Source organism: Tenacibaculum halocynthiae, from assembly GCF_964512825.1.
In the GTDB taxonomy this organism is placed as follows: Bacteria; Bacteroidota; Bacteroidia; order Flavobacteriales; family Flavobacteriaceae; genus Polaribacter; species Polaribacter halocynthiae.
Genome location: NZ_CAZELG010000043.1, coordinates 38,789 through 58,680, shown reverse-complemented (window position 1 = coordinate 58,680; position 19,892 = coordinate 38,789). Strand labels below are relative to the sequence as shown.

The 19,892-nt window shown below is 28.2% G+C and carries 21 protein-coding genes; 11 read left to right on the top strand and 10 right to left on the bottom strand.

What is annotated here, in order from left to right:
* The first annotated feature begins 30 nt into the window (after positions 1 to 30).
* The 3 genes from ACKTTQ_RS16660 to folK all read left to right on the top strand — a co-directional run bounded on the left by ACKTTQ_RS16660 (position 31) and on the right by folK (position 3,474).
* Positions 31 to 573 carry an RNA polymerase sigma factor gene (locus ACKTTQ_RS16660; RefSeq protein WP_093870259.1) on the top strand — a complete coding sequence of 181 codons (543 nt, stop codon included), beginning with the start codon at positions 31 to 33 and terminating at the stop codon, positions 571 to 573.
* Positions 566 to 1,768: a hypothetical protein gene (locus ACKTTQ_RS16655; protein WP_408049848.1), complete on the top strand. Its 1,203-nt coding sequence runs from the start codon at positions 566 to 568 to the stop codon at positions 1,766 to 1,768. Before ACKTTQ_RS16660 ends, ACKTTQ_RS16655 begins: the two co-directional genes overlap by 8 nt.
* Before the next feature lie 575 nt (positions 1,769 to 2,343).
* Positions 2,344 to 3,474 carry a 2-amino-4-hydroxy-6-hydroxymethyldihydropteridine diphosphokinase gene (folK, locus tag ACKTTQ_RS16650; protein ID WP_093870257.1) on the top strand — a complete coding sequence of 377 codons (1,131 nt, stop codon included), beginning with the start codon at positions 2,344 to 2,346 and terminating at the stop codon, positions 3,472 to 3,474.
* 28 nt (positions 3,475 to 3,502) lie between these two features.
* On the opposite strand, the gene gldC is transcribed toward folK, so the two are convergent.
* Together gldC and gldB are read right to left on the bottom strand one after the other, a co-directional pair.
* Positions 3,503 to 3,841 (bottom strand): gliding motility protein GldC, encoded by a 339-nt coding sequence (gene gldC / locus ACKTTQ_RS16645; protein WP_093870256.1) that lies wholly within the window; start codon positions 3,839 to 3,841, stop codon positions 3,503 to 3,505.
* On the bottom strand, positions 3,841 to 4,800 hold the full coding sequence (gene gldB / locus ACKTTQ_RS16640; protein ID WP_093870255.1) for a gliding motility lipoprotein GldB: 960 nt from the start codon (positions 4,798 to 4,800) through the stop codon (positions 3,841 to 3,843). The genes gldC and gldB overlap by 1 nt, the downstream gene beginning before the upstream one ends.
* 92 nt (positions 4,801 to 4,892) lie before the next feature.
* On the opposite strand from gldB, the gene nadE reads away from it, so the two are divergent.
* Positions 4,893 to 5,681 carry an NAD(+) synthase gene (nadE, locus tag ACKTTQ_RS16635; protein WP_408049847.1) on the top strand — a complete coding sequence of 263 codons (789 nt, stop codon included), beginning with the start codon at positions 4,893 to 4,895 and terminating at the stop codon, positions 5,679 to 5,681.
* 237 nt (positions 5,682 to 5,918) lie between these two features.
* On the opposite strand, the gene dnaG is transcribed toward nadE, so the two are convergent.
* The gene (gene dnaG, locus ACKTTQ_RS16630; RefSeq protein ID WP_113786910.1) at positions 5,919 to 7,898 is read right to left on the bottom strand and encodes a DNA primase; all 1,980 of its coding nucleotides are present in this window, start codon (positions 7,896 to 7,898) and stop codon (positions 5,919 to 5,921) included.
* A gap of 130 nt (positions 7,899 to 8,028) precedes the next feature.
* Here dnaG and ACKTTQ_RS16625 point away from each other — a divergent pair, with 130 nt between their 5' ends.
* A complete protein-coding gene (locus ACKTTQ_RS16625; protein WP_113786911.1) occupies positions 8,029 to 9,336 on the top strand; it encodes a leucine-rich repeat domain-containing protein in 1,308 nt (435 codons plus the stop codon).
* A gap of 71 nt (positions 9,337 to 9,407) precedes the next feature.
* On the opposite strand, the gene clpX is transcribed toward ACKTTQ_RS16625, so the two are convergent.
* The 4 genes from clpX to ACKTTQ_RS16605 form a co-directional block, all read right to left on the bottom strand.
* Positions 9,408 to 10,646 carry an ATP-dependent Clp protease ATP-binding subunit ClpX gene (gene clpX, locus ACKTTQ_RS16620; RefSeq protein ID WP_093870251.1) on the bottom strand — a complete coding sequence of 413 codons (1,239 nt, stop codon included), beginning with the start codon at positions 10,644 to 10,646 and terminating at the stop codon, positions 9,408 to 9,410.
* A gap of 79 nt (positions 10,647 to 10,725) precedes the next feature.
* Complete coding sequence (clpP, locus tag ACKTTQ_RS16615) at positions 10,726 to 11,385, bottom strand: ATP-dependent Clp endopeptidase proteolytic subunit ClpP (protein ID WP_093870250.1); 660 nt, start codon at positions 11,383 to 11,385, stop codon at positions 10,726 to 10,728.
* Between the two features lie 124 nt (positions 11,386 to 11,509).
* Positions 11,510 to 12,841: a trigger factor gene (gene tig, locus ACKTTQ_RS16610; RefSeq protein ID WP_408049846.1), complete on the bottom strand. Its 1,332-nt coding sequence runs from the start codon at positions 12,839 to 12,841 to the stop codon at positions 11,510 to 11,512.
* A 140-nt stretch (positions 12,842 to 12,981) separates the two neighbouring features.
* Entirely contained in the window at positions 12,982 to 13,329 is a 348-nt protein-coding gene (locus tag ACKTTQ_RS16605) for a phage holin family protein (protein ID WP_408049845.1), read from the bottom strand.
* 444 nt (positions 13,330 to 13,773) lie between these two features.
* On the opposite strand from ACKTTQ_RS16605, the gene ACKTTQ_RS16600 reads away from it, so the two are divergent.
* Both ACKTTQ_RS16600 and ACKTTQ_RS16595 read left to right on the top strand, forming a co-directional pair.
* A complete protein-coding gene (locus ACKTTQ_RS16600) occupies positions 13,774 to 14,337 on the top strand; it encodes a Crp/Fnr family transcriptional regulator (protein WP_113786912.1) in 564 nt (187 codons plus the stop codon).
* Between the two features lie 63 nt (positions 14,338 to 14,400).
* The gene (locus ACKTTQ_RS16595) at positions 14,401 to 14,979 is read left to right on the top strand and encodes an NAD(P)H-dependent oxidoreductase (RefSeq protein WP_408049844.1); all 579 of its coding nucleotides are present in this window, start codon (positions 14,401 to 14,403) and stop codon (positions 14,977 to 14,979) included.
* Between the two features lie 16 nt (positions 14,980 to 14,995).
* Here the strand turns inward: ACKTTQ_RS16595 and ACKTTQ_RS16590 are convergent, their stop codons facing one another.
* A complete protein-coding gene (locus tag ACKTTQ_RS16590; RefSeq protein WP_113786914.1) occupies positions 14,996 to 15,367 on the bottom strand; it encodes a hypothetical protein in 372 nt (123 codons plus the stop codon).
* Positions 15,368 to 15,511: 144 nt separating this feature from the next.
* Here ACKTTQ_RS16590 and ACKTTQ_RS16585 point away from each other — a divergent pair, with 144 nt between their 5' ends.
* Positions 15,512 to 15,769: a hypothetical protein gene (locus ACKTTQ_RS16585; RefSeq protein WP_093870245.1), complete on the top strand. Its 258-nt coding sequence runs from the start codon at positions 15,512 to 15,514 to the stop codon at positions 15,767 to 15,769.
* A gap of 141 nt (positions 15,770 to 15,910) precedes the next feature.
* On the opposite strand, the gene ACKTTQ_RS16580 is transcribed toward ACKTTQ_RS16585, so the two are convergent.
* Positions 15,911 to 16,681, bottom strand: a complete 771-nt coding sequence (locus tag ACKTTQ_RS16580; protein ID WP_113786916.1) for an alpha/beta fold hydrolase — start codon at positions 16,679 to 16,681, stop codon at positions 15,911 to 15,913.
* Positions 16,682 to 16,715: 34 nt separating this feature from the next.
* Positions 16,716 to 17,432 (bottom strand): pyridoxine 5'-phosphate synthase, encoded by a 717-nt coding sequence (locus ACKTTQ_RS16575; protein ID WP_093870243.1) that lies wholly within the window; start codon positions 17,430 to 17,432, stop codon positions 16,716 to 16,718.
* A gap of 82 nt (positions 17,433 to 17,514) precedes the next feature.
* Here ACKTTQ_RS16575 and ACKTTQ_RS16570 point away from each other — a divergent pair, with 82 nt between their 5' ends.
* The 3 genes from ACKTTQ_RS16570 to porG all read left to right on the top strand — a co-directional run bounded on the left by ACKTTQ_RS16570 (position 17,515) and on the right by porG (position 19,890).
* A complete protein-coding gene (locus ACKTTQ_RS16570; RefSeq protein ID WP_093870242.1) occupies positions 17,515 to 18,174 on the top strand; it encodes a CBS domain-containing protein in 660 nt (219 codons plus the stop codon).
* Between the two features lie 31 nt (positions 18,175 to 18,205).
* Entirely contained in the window at positions 18,206 to 19,102 is an 897-nt protein-coding gene (locus tag ACKTTQ_RS16565) for an NAD kinase (RefSeq protein WP_408049843.1), read from the top strand.
* Positions 19,103 to 19,209: 107 nt separating this feature from the next.
* Complete coding sequence (porG, locus tag ACKTTQ_RS16560; RefSeq protein ID WP_408049842.1) at positions 19,210 to 19,890, top strand: type IX secretion system protein PorG; 681 nt, start codon at positions 19,210 to 19,212, stop codon at positions 19,888 to 19,890.
* Positions 19,891 to 19,892 lie beyond the last annotated feature (2 nt).

The following is a 19,892-nucleotide window of genomic DNA, read 5'->3' as shown; positions in this document are numbered from 1 at the left end:
TACATATATATATGTTAAAGAAATAAAACATTGGAATTAGAAAAATTAATTAATTCTTGTATAAAAAAAGAGCATCAAGCACAGAACGCACTTTATAAACTATATAAAGATGTATTATTTGGTGTATCCTTAAAGTATTGTATAAATAGAGAAGAAGCACAAGACAATCTTCAAGATTCATTCATTGAAATTCTAAATAATATAAAAAAATTTAATAACAAAGGATCTTTTGAAGGTTGGATGAAAAGAATTACAATTAATAAAGCTATTGACAAATACAAAAAAAACATAAAATCAAACACTCCTCTAAAAGACATACATTTAAAAGCTAATATAGAAATACCTCCAATAAAAGAAATACCATTGTCCATCATATTAAAATTCATTCAAGAATTACCAGATCAATATAGAATCTGTTTCAATTTATATGAACTAGATAATTACTCACATAAAGAAATATCTACAATGCTTTCTATATCAGAAGGAACTTCTAAATCTAATTTATTTAGAGCAAAAAAAGTATTAAAAAACAAAGTTCTAAACTATAAAAAAACAAACAATTCACATGAATAATAATAAAGAGATAGGTGCTGTTTTTAAAGATAGGTTAGAAGGCTACAAAGATACTCCTGATGATTTTGTTTGGGCAAATATTACATCAGAACTTAATCCAAAAAAGAAAAACTGGACAAAAAGAATAATCATCATATTAATTTTAGTAAGCTTGTTAGCGTTAACAATACATTTAAAACTAAAGAAAACAGCTTTAAAATCGATAGATAAAACAGAAAAACTCAACAATAATAATCCACTTAAAATCATACAAAAAGAAAAAGCACTAGCCAGCTATATAAGCATAGAAGACAAGAGAAAAGGGAAAGAAAATAATTTAGCTTCTAAAAAAGCTAAACATAAAAGTATTGATAAGAAAGTTGCTCTAACACATGAAACAACACTAATATTTAAACATGGTATTAATACTAAAAAAAGTTATACTAAGCTTAAAGCCATGGGTATAAAACCATATAAGAACACAAACTCTATTTACATACTAAATAAAAACACCTATAAAAATCAATCAAAAAAAAGTAAAAGTAAAATAAGTATCACTGCAAATTTTGGAGTTAACCACTTTAGTTCATTAAGTAATTTAAATGATATTTATAGCAATAAACTTGGATCAAATACAACAAATAATTCCTTCTCCTATAACTATGGAATGTATTTTAATTACAGAATTAACAATAATCTTTTAATAAGGCTTGGTATACAAAAGCTAAGATTAAAAAACAGTATCAACAACATTCAAACAAAAAACATCAACAATCAAATTTCAACAACTCTAAAACAATCTGGAATATCATTCATTAGCAACAATAATGATATTTTTAATTTTATTGGCAATGATAATTTATTTAATATAACTCAAGAGCTTAACTATTTAGAATTTCCATTAGAAATGAAGTATCAAATTTTAAAAGGGCGTTATAATTTAAGTACCATAATTGGATACAGCATGATATATCAAGAAAACAACACCATATATATAAGTACTTCTAAAAATGAAAAACTCGATATTGGTTATAACAATTTATTTAATGATAAAGCGAGCTCATTAAACCTAGGAGTTTCTTCAGAGTTGAATTTATTTAAAAATACTTATTTAAATTTGGAATTAAATTATAAAAAGTATTTCAACTTACAAAATAAATCAGCAGGCCTACCTTACAGTATAGGTCTGCAAATTGGCTTTAACTATAAATTTTAATTAAATTTTTCACTTTAAAAAAATTAAAAAGCTAAAAGGCTACCAAGAATTGGTAGCCTTTTGAATTAAGAGATTTTTTTATAAATCAAGATCTAATTCCCCAATTACGATCTTAGCAAAAAACCTTACTCTATTAAGAAATTCAATTATAAAACAATTAAATTTTACTTTACCCTACCTAAAAAGCAATTTTTTTTAATCTAAATAAACTTAAATTAGTTTAGTAGAGATTAGTTGTTTTTTTATTTCTCTGTATGCTCGTTTTTTTTGCCCATTAGAGATTTTAAAAGGCAAGGATATAATTAACCCGATTAATTCAAGTAATTGCGATATTTTTTTCATTATTTTCATTCTTACTTCCATTTAAATTAGTAAAACAGTTAAAAACTAATTATAGTAGTATAACTAATTAAAAGTGTTTTACCCTACTTTTATAAAGTTAGCATAATGGTATTTAAGCTTTACTTATTAATTGAATCAATTAGAATAAAAATCATACTTTAATATTCTAAAAAAATAAAACTCTTCTTTATCTCTATATTCTTTTATATTTTATTTTTCTTTGCATTCTACAAATGAAAATACAACGAATTACATACCTTTCATTAGGAACTAACCAAGGAGACAAGTTAAAAAATCTTCAAAATGCAATTGATGTAATTGCAAATAAAGTTGGATCAGTACTAAAAGTTGCTTCTATATATGAAACTCCTTCCTGGGGGTTTAGTAGTAAAAACTTTTATAATACTAGCATTAAAGTCTCTACCTATCTACCACCAGAAACATTAATTACAACACTTCTCAAAATCGAGAATGATTTAGGTAGAGTAAGGAATGATAATAATGGATATTCTGATAGAGTTATTGATCTTGACATTCTTCTTTTTGACGATGAAATTATTTTTTCAAAAAACTTAATAGTTCCTCATCCAAGAATGTTAGAGCGAAAATTCGCCCTTGCTCCACTGGTAGAGATTGCAAAAAATGTAATTCATCCTATTGAAAAAATAAAATTAACTGATTGTTTAAATAACTGTTCAGATACTTCAGATATAAAGACTATTCCTGAAAAGCTAAACAGACCTATACCAATTACTGAAAAATATAATTACATAGCTATTGAAGGTAACATTGGAGCAGGTAAAACATCGTTAACAAAAATGATGGCAGATGAATTTAATGCAAAAATAGTATTAGAACGTTTTGCTGACAATCCGTTTTTACCTAAATTTTATAGCGACAATGAACGATATGCTTTTCCTTTAGAAATGAGCTTTTTAGCAGATCGTTATCAACAACTTTCAGAAGATTTAGCTCAGTTTGATTTATTTAAAAACTTTATAGTTTCAGATTATTATATCTTTAAATCATTAATTTTTGCTCAAATTACTCTTCAGAATGACGAGTACACTTTATACAGGAAGATGTTTGACATGATGTATAAAGAAATTACAAAGCCAGATCTTTATGTTTATTTGTATCAAAACACAACACGTTTACTACAAAACATAAAGAAAAGAGGACGTGATTATGAACAAAATATAGAAGCAAGTTATTTACAAAAAATCCATGACGGTTATAGTAATTTTATAAAAACTCAATCAGATCTTAATATTTTAATTATTGACGTTTCTAATTTAGATTTCGTTAATAATACAGAAGATTATGAATTTATAATTAACAAAATAAAAAACCATACTTCATAAAAAAAAGCAACTTAAAAGTTGCTTTTTTTTATTTCTTTACTAATTCCAATTTTTCTGCAAAATAATCGCAAAAATCTCTCATAGTAGCACTCATTTTCTCATCATTTGTAGCTCTTTCAAATGATCCTGCCATAGATACTAAGGTTTGATGAAAAAACTGCTTCATTTCATCAACAGGCATGTCTTTAGTCCACAAATCCATGCGTAAAGTGTCTTTTTTCTTATGATCCCAAACAGATAACATAATTGCTTTAGATTCTTCATTTTTAATTCCACCGTCTTCAGCATTCCATGAAATTTCTTCAGGGATTCTATTTTCGTCTAATCCTACTGTAAATGCTATTTCTGATTTATGTACTACACTCATTATCTCCTTGGTTTATATTTAGATTTTTTAAAGATTTCCTCTTCGCTTGTTCGTATTAACTGATGCAAAGATACATCATTCTTATCCATATATGACCTAACAATTTGCCATCCAATCCACTCTCCTATCCTTCCTGGTGACAAGTTATCTTCCTCTTTATAAAATTTAGAAAATGGAGCTATTTCCAAAAATCTTCTGTCCAAACTTTTATCGGTACTAAACAACAAATCTTTTTCTATAAAATACTGCCATATTTCTTCTTCATTATTTTTTGCCCAACTATATTTCAACGCATTATAACCTATCTTTATTCTATCATCAATCATAGGCACATAGGCATCTAATAAGTACATCTTTTTTCCTTTGTCTACCATCTTATCTACAAAAGTTCTTCCCTTCCCTATCAATACTTGTTTATTTATAATAGAATTAGCAACATCTATTATTATTCGATCTTTAGTATTATTTTGCTTAATATATGCTGGATATTCTCCATAAAACTCATGTTTTTCTCCTAAATAAGAATCTAATGAAATTAACATCAAACTATCAGCATACACAACTCTATGATCATAATCAATATTTGTAAGCATGGTAACTACCTTAGGACTCTTAAATTTCGTGTTATAATATTTTACATACTTAAACAATAACGCTAACTCATTTTTTAAAACATCTATATTATTGTACTTTTTTTGAACTTCAACAAATAATTCTTGTTCATCTTTATCTTTCCTTTTCTTTAACCAAACACTATCATGTACACCAAAAGGAAATAAAAAAGGATAATATTGTTTCAACTCATTTAGCTGTTTTTCATGTGAATTGTAAAAATCTACATCAAACCTATCAAGCTTAAAATTTATTGAAATATTAGACACATCAACCTCATCTTTACTTCCGTTTTTACAAGAAAAAAACAACACTGTTATCAAAAAAAGGGCTAAAAACTTTTGCATTAACTTTAGTATATTTACATTCAAATTTACAACGTCGAAATTACTAAAATAGTTTCACCAAGTAAAAACTTATACACACAAATACTTATAGAATGGATACACCTAAAGTTGCTGAGCATATTATTAAATGGTTAAAAGATTACGCTACTAATGCAAAAGTTAGTGGTTTTGTTGTTGGAATTTCAGGAGGAATAGATAGTGCAGTTACATCTACCCTATGCGCTGAAACGGGTTTAACAACATTGTGTGTCGAACTACCAATACACCAAGCTACTTCTCAAGTAAATAGAGCTAATGAACATATAAAACAACTAAAAGAACGATTTAAAAATGTTAGCGAAACTGAAGTTAATTTAACAAGTACTTTTGAAAATTTTAAAACAGTAGTTCCACAAATCACTTCATCTCCTAAAGTAGATTTAGCACTGGCAAATACACGTGCTCGTTTACGTATGACTACGTTATACTATTTTGCTGGATTACACGGTTTATTAGTTGCTGGAACTGGTAATAAAGTAGAAGATTTTGGAGTAGGTTTTTTTACTAAATATGGTGATGGTGGTGTAGATTTAAGCCCCATTGCAAATTTAGTAAAATCAGAAGTTTACAAACTTGCTGAATATTTAGAAGTTCCAACATCAATTCAAAAAGCACAACCTACAGATGGCTTATTTGGAGATAGTAGAAACGATGAAGATCAAATTGGAGCTTCATATGATGAATTAGAATGGGCTATGGACATGCAGGAAAAGGGTAAAATTAGCACTGATTTCACTGGTAGAAAGTTAGAAGTATACAAAATATACACCCGACTTAACCGAATAAACCAGCATAAGATGATACCTATACCTGTTTGTGAGATTCCAAAAGACTTAAAGTAAATTTGCAGATACCATCTGCTGCTTTATTCTCTTGTACGCTCGTTTTTTTTGACCATTTGAAATTTTAAAGGGGAGTAAAATAATTAGCCTAATTAATTCGAAAATTTGTAAAAATTTTCTCATGATTATTTGTTATGATTAGTTTTCTTTATTCTTTTCGAGGGCAATTTACAAAAAAAAAGATAAAACGTATTTTTTTACACAAAGGAAAAACACCTTTTATCTTTTTTTTATTTTTTAAACTACTCTATTAAGTTTTTCAAAAAGAAGTTTTTTAAGCTCTGTATAATTACTAATCTCTTCTAAGTCAGGAACTGCTTGCTTTTCTTGTATATCCTGAAGTATACCCTCTATTTTCTTTTCTATTAACACTCTTCTTAAATTCAAAATAGCATCAGTAACTAATTTTGGCAATATTTTAGCAGTTTCGGTAACAAAAACTTCTTTTCGTTCCCAACTACTTAATGTATATTTTTCTTCATCCATTAAAATATTAGTTACTAAACTCGAGATATTAGTATTTTCATGCATTATTAGCTGATCAATTACTATTTTTTCTTTTTGATTTAATTGATGTACTAATTCATAATAGGTTAACCTAAACAATTCATTTGAAAATTCAATTTCATCTTCTTGTAAATTCAGGTACAATTCATTTGATACTGAATTTTGGTATTCTTCTTTTTCTAGCATAGGTCTTCCATGCTTATCAACAACATCTACCCAGTTAATAAAATCAATCACCTCGTTTCCATACAACAACAAAATTCGTATAATTTCTTTTTCTAGAATTGTTAATTGATCTATTTTTTGAGCACCTTTACCTGAAGCTTTCCCTTTAACAAGCTCCATTTTTGTTTTTTCAGAAGCTCGTTGAGTAGATTGAGTAGAGTTTTTACTTGCTCCTTTATTTATTAACTGAGCTAACTCACTAAATAAAACTCGTTCGGAAATATCCATAATTCTGGCACATTCTTGTACATACACCTCTCTCTGGATACCATCTGGAATTTTAGAAATACTAGTAACAATATCTCGAATTAAACCTGCTTTTTTTACTGGATCATTTTTTGCCTCCTCCATTAAAAGAGACACTTTAAATTCAATAAAATCTTGTGATTTTTCTTCTAAGTAACTTTTCAACTCTGCTGTAGAATGTGCTTTAGCAAAACTATCAGGGTCTTCACCTTCAGGGAAAGAAACAACTTTCACATTCATTCCTTGCTCCAAAATTAAATCTATACCTCTAAGAGAAGCTCTAATTCCTGCAGCATCTCCATCAAAAAGAACCGTTATATTTTTTGTTAATCTATTTACCAATCGAATTTGATCGGGAGTTAATGCTGTACCAGAAGAAGCTACTACATTTTCAACCCCTGACTGGTAAAAAGAAATAACATCAGTATACCCTTCTACTAAGAAACAATTATCTTGCTTTGCTATTTCTTTTTTAGCATGATAAAGTCCGTATAAAATTTTACTTTTATGATAAATTTCACTTTCTGGTGAGTTTAAATATTTAGCTGCTTTTTTATCATTAGTAAGTATTCTTCCTCCAAATCCTAAAATTCTACCAGACATACTATGAATAGGAAACATTACTCTCCCTTTAAAACGGTCAAACTTCCTATCTTGAGCACCACCTTCTTTTACTATTGTTAATCCTGTAGATTTTAAATATTTTAAATCATAGCCTTTAGCTAATGCAGCTTTTGTAAAATTATCCCATTCATCTTTACAATATCCTAAGTCAAATTTTTCGATAATATCTTCTCTAAAACCTCTTTCTTTGAAGTAAGACAAACCTATTGCTCGTCCGTTTTGACTATTCATTAATAAATCATGAAAATAATCTTTTGCAAATTTTGAAACTAGAAACATACTTTCACGTTCATTCATTTGCTCTTTTTGCTCATCAGACTGCTCAGTTTCTTCAATTTCAATATTATACTTTTTAGCTAGCCATCTAATTGCTTCAGGATAAGTATAATGTTCATGCTCCATTAAAAATGAAATAGCATTCCCTCCTTTTCCTGTACTAAAATCTTTCCATATTTGTTTTACTGGAGATACCATAAAAGAAGGGGTTCTTTCGTCTGTAAAAGGACTTAATCCTTTAAAACTACTTCCTGACTTTTTTAATTGTACAAACTCTCCTATTACCTCTTCTACCTGGGCAACTTCAAAGACTCTGTCGATTGTTTGTTGAGTAATCATATAGTATAAATATGGCCTGCAAAGATACTAGTTTTACCTTTTTCTTGTCTTTAAAAATTAAGCGAGTTGACACTTTAATTTTTTTAAAGCATATTAAATATATAAATTTGACCCCAAATTCTATACATTTATGAAATTAATTAATACTTTTTGTATTTCAATCTTATTTACAATCAGTTTATTTTCGCAGGAAACAATTATAATACCTGATATTGGTTTTGAAGAGGCTTTAATAGATTTAAACATTGATACTAACGGTTTAAATGGAAATATTTTAGTTAGTGATGCACGATATGTTGTAAACCTAAATATTAATACTCCTTTGGATAATAAATTATTACCTAATGTTAATTCTAAAATAAAAAGTTTATCAGGTATTGAACACTTTCCAAACTTAAAACGTTTAGATTGTTATGGTAATGAAATTACTAAACTAGACCTTTCTAAAAACACTGAAATTACTTTTTTAAACTGTAGTGATAACAAAATTGAAACTTTAGATTTAAGCAACAATCCAAATTTATTTTCTGTAAGTTGTGACAACAATAAATTAATCTCTTTAAAACTTGGCGATAAACCTACCATGAGGGATTTATATTGTAATGACAATAAACTTACTGAACTAAATATTAAAAATTGTACTGCTTTAGAAAACTTTGATGCAAGCAATAATAAGCTTCAAAAAATTCTAATTAACAAAGAAACCTATTCTAAATATTCAGAAGGTTGGTATAAGGATAGCTCAGTAGCTTATCTTGAAAACATGGAAGCTAGCGCACCTATACAAATTACTAAAGTAGAAAGTACTCCTAAAACGACTAGCACACCAAAAACTATTACGACTGAAAAAAGTAATCAATCTACTGAAACAGCGGCTAACTATTATGAAAAGTTTCAACTATCAGTAATTACAGAATATGACAAATTACTTTTAGCTCCTTCTCATCTTGATAACAAGAAACTTGAAGTTCAACAAAAATATAGTTTAGATGGTAGTCAATTTAGTCAATGGATAGCTGAATATTCAAATTTAACTAACACTAACAAAACTGTTATAAAAACGAATACTGCTGTTTATTTTTCAAAGTTTAAACATTTAGCCGTTAATGAATATGAAAAATTAGTTTTAAACCCTTCGTATTTACAAAGTAAAAAAGAAGAAATACAACAAAAATATAATTTAAACCCTGGTGATCTTACTAAATGGATAGATCAGTTTGGTACTCCTTCTTTAAAAGCAAAAACAGCACCTCAAAAAGAAAGTACTGAAAGCTATTATTTGAAATTTAAAAAATCTGTTGTTGGTGAATATGAAAAATTAGTTTTAAACCATTCATATACACAAAGTGTTAAAAGTAAAATACAGCAGAAGTATAACATAACTGCTGCTCAGCTTTCAGAATGGATAGTTAAACATAGTAAAGTTAAAGCGCTTTAAAAAGCACATTTTTTAACATAAAAAAGCCTCATTTTTAATAAAATGAGGCTTTTTTTTATTGTTTTTTTTACTTAAGAAGCTGCTCTTAATTTTGTTAAAGCATTTTTAGTAAGTTTATTTTCTGCATACGCTACGTCAACAATAAATTCTTTGTCATCTGTACTTGGAAGCTCAAACATGGCATCTGTTAAAATAGCCTCACATAATGATCGTAAACCACGTGCTCCTAATTTATATTCAACAGCTTTTCCTACAATAAACATTAATGCTTCTTCTGTCATAGAAAACTCTACATCATCCATCGCAAATAACTTGGTGTATTGTTTAATAATCGAGTTTTTAGGCTCTGTTAAAATAGCACGTAATGTTTTAGCGTCTAACGGATTCATATAACTTAACACTGGCAAACGACCTATAATTTCAGGTATTAAACCAAAGTTTTTTAAATCTGAAGGAATAATGTATTGTAGTAAATTACTTTCATCAACCTTATCTTCATCTATAGAAGCACTGTACCCAACAGCTTGCATATTTAAACGCTTACTTATAATTCTATCAATTCCAGAAAAAGCTCCTCCTGCTATAAATAAAATATCTTTAGTATTAACTTCTATAAATTTTTGTTCAGGGTGCTTTCGTCCACCTTTAGGTGCAACATTTACAACAGCTCCTTCTAAAAGCTTTAATAAAGCTTGTTGCACACCTTCTCCTGAAACATCTCTAGTAATTGATGGATTATCTCCTTTACGAGCTATTTTATCTATTTCATCAATAAAAACAATTCCTCGTTCAGCTTTTTCTACATCATAGTCAGCAGCTTGTAATAAACGACTTAAAATACTCTCTACATCTTCTCCTACGTATCCTGCTTGCGTTAAAACAGTAGCGTCTACTATTGAAAAAGGAACATTTAACATTTTAGCAATTGTACGTGCTACTAATGTTTTACCTGTTCCTGTTTCACCAACTAAAACAATATTTGACTTTTCAATTTCAACTTCATTCTCATCATCTTTAGTTTGCAATAATCTTTTGTAATGATTATATACAGCTACAGACATTGACTTTTTAGTTTGACTTTGACCTATGATATATTCATCTAAAAAAGCTTTAATATCTTTTGGCTTTTTTAAGGTTAAATCACTTGATAAGCTACTCGTTTTAGCTTCTGCTACTTCCTCTTCAACTATTCCATGAGCTTGTTCAATACACTTATCACAAATATGTGCATCTAAACCTGCTATTAATAAATCTGTTTCTGGTTTTTTTCTACCACAAAAGGAACATTGTAAGTTTTCTTCTTTCGACATTATTCTTGCTTTATTGTATTGTTGTCGTTATTTAAATAAGAATATTACTATACTTCTTTATTTATAATAACTTCAGAAATTATTTTCTAGTTAAAATTTCATCAACCATTCCATATGCTTTTGCTTCATCAGCTTTCATCCAATAATCTCTATCAGAATCTTCATGAACTTTATCAAAAGGTTGCCCAGAGTGGTGAGAAATAATATTATATAATTCTGTTTTTAATTTTCCTATTTCTTTTACTGTTATTTCCATATCAGAAGCTTGCCCTTGAGCCCCTCCTAATGGTTGGTGAATCATGATACGTGAATGAGGTAAAGCTGAACGTTTACCTTTTTCTCCAGCACACATTAATACAGCTCCCATAGATGCTGCCATACCTGTACAAATTGTAGCTACATCTGGTTTTATAAACTGCATCGTATCGTAAATTCCTAAACCAGCATATACTCCTCCTCCTGGAGAATTAATATATATTGAAATATCTTTAGTAGCATCCACACTTTCTAAAAATAATAATTGCGCTTGAATTACATTCGCTACTTGATCATTAATACCAGTACCTAAAAATATAATTCTATCCATCATTAAACGAGAAAAAACATCCATTTGCGTAATGTTTAACTGGCGCTCTTCCATAATATATGGCGTTAAGCTACTAGTTACTTTACCTAAGTATGTACTATTTATTCCATGATGCTTTGTTGCGTATTTTTCAAACTCTTTTCCGTAATCCATTGTAAAATGTTTTTCTGGTTATAAAGATGTAAATATAAGAACATTTACATTAATATTATAGCCATCTTTTGTAACAAAAAAACCTGAACAATATGTTCAGGTTTTTAAACAATGCTATTGTTTTTTATTTTTTATCTACGTTGTAAACTTCTTTAATGAAATCTTCATAAGATACTTCTTTAGTATCAAATTTCATATTTCCTTTAAAGAAAGTTACTAATTTTTGAGACATTAATTGTTCTTGTAAACGACGTGCTTCATCTTGATTAGATAAAATTCTTCCTGCGATTTCATCTAACTCTTTTTCTTCAGGATTAGCATTACCAAACTGAGCCATTTGAATTCTTATAAAACCTTTAGCATAATCAGTTAACTCTGCATAATCTAATTTAATATCGTTATCTTTCATAATCTTTCCTTCGATTAATTGATAACGTAGTCCTTTTTCAGACTTTTCATATTCAGCTACAGCTTCTTCAGCAGTTAATTGCTTTTCACCTGCAGTTTGTAACCATTTTTGTAAAAACTCTTTAGGTAAATCAAACTTAGTATTTTCTACTAAAGTTTCAGTTACTGAGTTTAATAATTGTTGATCTGCTTGTTGTTGAAATTGCTTTTCTGCGTCTTCTTTAATTTTATCTTTTAAATCAGTAACAGTTTTAACACTTCCATCAGCAAAAAGTTTTTCAAATAACTCTTGATCTAATTCTGCTTTTTCTGTAACATTAATTTCTTCAACAGTAAATGTTACTTTTACATCTAAGTCATGTGCTTCATCATGAGAAACTCCTAAAATTTGCTCTAACTTATGGTCATCAGCAAAAAGCTTTTTCGTTTCTAATTCAACAACATCACCAACTTTGGTTCCTATTAATTTTTTTTCGTTTTTCTTTCCTTTTAAATCGTTAACTAAAAAAGTAGCTTTTTTGTTAATTTCTTTTTCTTCGTTAACAAAAGTTCCTGTAACATTTGAATGCTCTTCTGCTACTTCTTGAGTTATAACATTACCGTAACGGCTTTGAATATTCTCAACTTCTTTTTCAATTAATTCATCAGTAGCAACAATATTATATTGCTTTACTTTTTTAGATTTTAAATCTACATCAAATTCTGGCGCTAACCCTAACTCAAATTCGAAAGAAAATTGTTCAGAATCCCAAGAAAAGTTTTCATTTACTTTTGGTAATGGATTACCTAAAATATCTAACTTCTCTTCTACTAAAAATTTATTTAACGATTCTTGTAAAAGCTTGTTTACTTCATCAATCATTACAGATTTACCATATTGCTTCTTTACCATTCCCATTGGTACATTACCTTTCCTAAATCCTGGAATGTTAGCTGTCTTACGGTAATCGTTTAATATTTTTGTTACTTTTTCTTTATAATCGTCTGCAACAATATCAACTTTTACAACTGCATTTAATGCATCTACGTTTTCTTTTGTTATGTTCATCTTAAAATCTGTTTCTTTAAAATCGGGTGCAAAATTACTACTTTTCTTATTGAGAACCAAGTCTTTTAACCATAAGAATAAAGACTTGCTGTTTATTTTTCAAGACTTATATCTTGATATTAAATTTTTAATTTACTTTTTTATTTTTTTTCTTCTTTCATTAGAGAGAATAAAAACGATCTAAAAACTGACAATAATACACTAAATATTAATGCCGTAAAAAATCCACTTACTACAAAACCACTTACTAATTTACCTGCCAAAATTATAATTATTGCATTAATAACAAATAAAAACAACCCAAGAGTTATTATAGTTGCTGGTAACGTAAAAAATATAAGAAGAGGTTTTACAAACATATTTAATAATGAAATTATTATGGAAACAATAAATGCTGTTACATAATTAGCAACTGTAATTCCTGGTAAAATTGCAGCCAACACAATTACCGCTATGGCTGTTAGTAGTAATTTTAAAAATATTTTCATTTTTTCTTTTATCAATGTTAATACAGTAGAACTTATGGAATACTAATAATGCACTTCTTAAAGTCATCTACTATTGTTTAATTATAGTCCATAATCATACCAAATAATTTTTACTGCTCTTTTGGCAGTTTTTTATTATGACTAAAAAAATTATTAGTTTTTGTAATATTCTTTCTTTTAAGAATACCAATTATAATATATCCTCAAAATTAAATTAATTCAAAAAAGAAAATTATGTATTATTTTATTTTACTATTAGTTTCAATATTTTTCATTTTTAAATCAGAAAAAGCTAAAACCTCAAAAAAAATATATTTTTCAATCTATATTTGTTTAATATGTATAACTTTTTTATATAACTCTGGTGAAGTTATAGGTCAGTTTATTTACAATATAATACACTAAATCATCTATATTTGTTTAGATAAAGTAACATTTTTGTAAATGAAAAAACATCTTGAATCATATAATATTCTTACAAATCAAGAAATTGAAACATTTTTAAATTTAGTTACCTACAAAAAATTAAGTAAGGGTGATTTTTTTATCAAAGAAGGTGCTATATGTAAAGAAGTGGCTTTTGTAATATCCGGTATTTTCAGGTCATTTTATTACTCTTCTACCGAAGAAGAAGTTACTTACTGTTTTTTATCAGAAAATTCATTTATTACTGCATATTCATCTTTTATCACACAAACAAAAACAACAGAAAGTATTCAAGCATTGACAGATATTGAATTATATTCAATATCAAAAAACCAACTTTCTAAACTTGAAGAATCAAGTACTAACTGGTTGCGCCTTTTTAAGCTTTTTGCTGAACAGGAGTACATTAATTTAGAAAAAAGAATTTTTCTTTTGCAAAAAGAAAGTGCAGAAAAACGATACAAGGAACTACTTAACACTCATCCAGACTATCTTCAATCAATCCCATTAAGCCATCTTGCTTCTTATTTAGGAATTACACAAAGACATTTAAGTAGAATAAGAAGGTCTGTTCATAATTAGACAAATGTCCTTTTTTTAATTTTAAAGCATACGTTTCTTTGTTATCAAACAATAAAGAAACAAATGAAACAGATTTTACTCATAAATGGACATCCTGACAAACAAAGTTTCAATCATGCTTTATGTGATTCGTATAAAAAAGGGACAAAAAAAACAAATGTAATAATTGATCAAATTAACATAGTAGATTTAAATTTTAATTCAAATTTAAAATTTGGCTACAGGAAAAGAACAGAACTGGAACCTGATTTAATAAATGCGATTGATAAAATTAAAAAAGCAGATCATATTGTTTGGTTTTTTCCTTTATGGTGGGCAGGCTACCCTGCTATTATGAAAGGCTTTATAGACAGGATTTTTTTGCCTGGTATAACTTTTGAACCTGTAAATGGAAAACCTTTTCCTAAAAAACTTTTAAAAGGAAAAACAGCAAGAATTGTAATTACCTCAGATACTCCTAGTTGGTATGACTATTTATTTATGAAAAGACCAGCAATTAATCAATTCAAAAAAGGAACTCTTCAGTTTTGTGGTATAAAACCTGTTAAAATCACTTATTTATCCGTTATTAAAAATTCAACAGAAAAACATCGAGATAAATGGCTTAATAAACTATATAGCTTAGGTGAAAAATTAAAATAACTACTAAAATAACTTTTTAATTAATTATACTTTTCACTTGATTTGAAAGTACACTTCTCACCTCATTGTCTTCTAAAAGTAACTCAATGAGGTGCTCTTTTATTTGATATTGTAACTTTTGATTTTTATAATCAGATTCTGGCTCTCTCGTTATATCATTTAAAATCATACTCCCTTTTCCAGTTAACAACCATGTTGGATTTATATCAGGGAAAGAATTTAGAATTTTGTTTAACACATTACTTTTAAATGAGGCTTTTCTTCTTATAGCTGTACCTATCGAATTATTAGACACCTCAATCCTATCTTCAAAAGACTTAATATTCAGATTATTATAATCAATAATCTGCTCTACTCTTTTATATGTCTGATCAATAAAATCACTCATTAAAAATAACTTTTTTCTAAATTTATTTTAATTTTGTTTTTCTAATTAGAATTTTGTTTGTAGATTTGTAGTATCATAAGTACAAAACACGTACAAATATAAATTAAAAGTGCTGTATTTTACTAAAAAACAACTGTAGTTTTTATGATAACAACAATGCAACGAAAAGAATTAGAAAAAATCAAACCTCCCAAATACAGGGAAAGAGTTAAAGAATACCTAATGGAGAATGATTATGATTTTTCATTAGAAACTATACAGAAAGTATATTCTGGAAAAAGAAACAACTTGGTAATAGCTAAGGCTATCACAATAGTTTTTAACAATCATATGAAGGAAAAGCTATTAATCAACAACTCTATAAATAATATAGCTAATCAAATTAAAAATAACGCAGATTGAAGGTATCCCTTGAATTTTCCTCTTAAAGCAGATACGGAGGGGCGCTAACGGGGTGGGTTATTTAATTTTCCTGCCTCGTTTTTTTTTAGTGAAAATCATCAACTAACAAAATTCTAAAAACGCACTTTTCTCATCGCTTAATTAATCCAATAAAAAACCTATTACTTCTTGATAAAAATCATTTGGATTTTCAGCATGCAACCAATGCCCAGCATTTTTTATTGTTTGAATTATAGATTTTGGAAAATGAGCCATTATTAAAGGTTCGTCTTCTTTAGAAATATAACCAGAGTTCTCTCCTGATAAAAATAATGTTTCACCTTCAAAAACAGTAAACGAAGGTAATGCTACTCCTACTTCATTATTATTCTCCGTTAACGATTTCAAATTAAAACGATAATCTAATTTTCCTTTCTCTTTCCAATAAAGACTTTTTAATAAAAACTGACGAACTCCAGCTTGCGGTATTAATTCTGCTAATTTCTCATCAACCAATTTTCTAGAATTCTGAATAGTAAAATCAACGGAATTTAATGCTACTAAAATATCATTATGATGTGGTGGGTAAGTTTTTGGTGAAATATCAGCTATTATTAATTTATCAACTAACTCATCATATTCAGTAGCAAACAACATTGCAGTCTTCCCTCCCATGGAATGCCCTAATAAATGTAGCTTTTCTATTTTATGATATTCAATATAAGCTAGTAAATCTTCTACCATTAATTCATATTCAAAAAAATCTGAATGAAAGCTTCGTCCATGGTTTCGTTGATCTATTAGATGTACTTCAAAACCGTCATTAGCCAGTTTATTAGCGTGACTTTTCCAATTATCTCCCATACCAAAATAGCCATGCAAAATAATTAACGGTATTCCCTCTCCTACAATTCGTGAATGTAAAATTTCCATACTTATGAAATTATGGTAAAAAACTTCATTTAAACTAACTTTGCAATTTATGTAAATACATATTTACAACATTCTGAATACCTAAATATATACTCTCAGAAATTAATGCATGTCCTATAGAAACTTCTGCTAAATTTGGAATGTTTTGTTTAAAAAACTGAATGTTTTCTAAATTTAAATCATGTCCTGCGTTGATTCCTAAACCTAAATCATGAGCTAAAACCGCAGCTTTAGTATATGGCTTTATAGCTTCAGTATTCCCTTTTTCAAATCCACTAGCAAAATCTTCTGTATACAACTCTATTCTATCTGCTCCAGTTTTTGCCGCTGCTTCTATTAATTTTGAATCTGTATCTATAAAAATAGAAGTTCTAATTCCTTCTTTTTTAAATTCTGAAATTACTTCTTGTAAATATGATTGGTGCTTAACAGTATCCCATCCTGCATTAGATGTAAGTACATTTTCTCCATCCGGAACTAAAGTTACTTGCGTTGGCTTAATTGCTAACACCAAATCCATAAACTGCTTAATTGGATTTCCTTCAATATTGTACTCAGTAGTAACGATAGACTTTAAATCATAAGCATCCTGATAACGTATATGTCGCTCATCTGGCCTTGGGTGGATAGTTATTCCTTCAGCACCAAAATCTTGAACATCTTGTGCTACCTTAAGTAAGTTAGGTACATTACCTCCTCTTGAGTTACGTAATGTTGCAATTTTATTTATATTTACACTTAACTTTGCCATTACTGTTTAAGTTTTATTTTAAGCTATATATTATTATGAGCAAAAGTAATTGATTAAATCATTTTAACCTATATTCGTACTAATGAATATTAACGATTTTATATTAAACGAAATTAAAGAGCTTGGCTTAAAAGATACGGTAAGTAGTGCTCAAGATTTATTTAAAAATTTACCTATAACACATATTCCAGTTATTGAAAACGGAAAACTTATAGGTTGTTTACCTGAAAGTGATATTCAAACTATTGAAAATAAAAATGGTAGTATAAAAGAATATGACTACCTACTAGATCATTTTTACACTAATGAAAGAGCTACCTTACTTGATTTAGTTACTTTATTTGCTGACAATGATTGTAATTTAATTCCTGTTTTAAACAACGAGTTAAACTATGTAGGATATTATGAGCTAGGTGATATTTTAGATGCATTTGCTGACAGCCCTTTTTTACATTTAGAAAGTGAAACTTTAATTATTCAAAAAGGGAAAAGTGAACACTCTATGAGTCAAATTTCTCAAATAGTTGAAAGTAATAATGGAAAATTATTAGGTATGTATATGTCTCATGAAGGGCAAGATAACATCCAAGTAACATTAAAAGTATCATCAACAGAAATAAATGAAATCATTCAAACTTTTAGGAGATATGATTACACTGTAGTAACACAACATGATGATGATTTTTACATTGAAGAACTTAAAGATAGAGCTAGATATTTGAGAAAATATCTAGACATGTAACTTTCATAATTATAACTAACATTATCAAAAAGTGAAAAAAGTAGCCATATACGGACAAGCGTATACTATTTCTGCTGAAAAGGAAATAAAAATTTTGCTTGCTCTTTTAAAGAAATACAATATTGTTGTTTTTTTTGAACAAAAATTTTACGACTTGTTAATTGAAAACAAATCACTTGAAAAAAAATACCCAACCTTTTCTCACTTTAATGATTTATCAGATTCTTTTGATCTATTGTTTACTATTGGAGGTGACGGAACTTTTTTACGAGCAATTACATATGTTCGTAATTTAGATATCCCTATGATGGGTATAAACACTGGTAGATTAGGCTTCTTAGCTACCATACAAAAAGACCAAATAGAAGAATCTATTGAGCTTTTACTAAAAAAAGAGTATTCTATTCAAGAAAGAACTCTTTTACAAATTGAGACCAATCCTACAACAGAAGAGTTTTCAGAATTAAATTTTGCTTTAAATGAAATAACAATCGCGCGTAGAAACACAACTTCTATGATTGGGATAAAAACTTACTTAAATAATGAATATTTAACAAACTATTGGGCAGATGGTTTAATTATATCAACACCAACAGGATCAACTGGCTACTCTTTAAGTTGTGACGGACCAGTAATCTTACCAAACTCTAAAAGTTTAGTTATTACCCCCATTGCTCCTCACAACCTAAATGCCCGACCAATGGTAATACCCGATAACACCTCAATTCAACTAGAAGTTAGCGCAAGAGAAAAAGACTATTTAATATCTTTAGACTCTAGAATAACTACTGTAGATCAAAAAACAACAATCCGAATAAAAAAAGCTCCTTTTACTATTAAAAGTATTCTACCAAAAAATCAATCCTACATAAAAACACTTAGAGGTAAACTATTGTGGGGAGAAGACACAAGAAATGAAGCTTTATAAAATATACTATCCACAATAAATCTTCAAAAAAAAAGTTAATCAAAAAAGACAGATTATTAACTTTTTAAAGCAAATTCAATTCCCTATATTTGCACGCTATTTTTATAATGAAAAAACAAATTTTATTCATATTATTTTCAATTGCTTCAATTGTTTCACAGGCTCAAAGCCATGAAATAGGGGTCTTGTTAGGGGGCTCAAACTTCATAGGTGACATAGGAAGAACTAACTATATTTACCCAAATAAAATAGGCGGAGGTATAATATATAAGTACAATTTGAATCCTAGAATAGCACTTAGGGGTACTTATACATACATCCCTGTATCTGCTAAAGATAGTGATGCTGAGCATGCATTTAGACAAAATAACGGAAGAACTTTCTCTAATAACATACACGAATTTGCAGCTGGTATTGAATTTAATTTTTATGACTACAACATAGGTGATCACCGAACTAGTTATACTCCTTATATTTTTGCTGAAGTAGCTACTTTTAACTATAAAAGTCCAGCTAGAGCAATTTCTAACAACATTATTGAATTAAAAAACAAATTCTCTTATTCAGCCCCAGTAGGTATAGGTATAAAAGGATTACTAGTTAATAATCTAGCTATTGCTTTTGAAATAGGTGCTAGATTTACTTTTGCCGATGATATAGATTATAGCACTCCTGACATAAGTTCTCTTAATTTTGGAGGTAATGGAAATGATTGGTATGTCTTTTCTGGTTTATCAATAGTTTATACCTTTGGCAGGCCACAATGTTATAACGGATTAACCGAATAAAA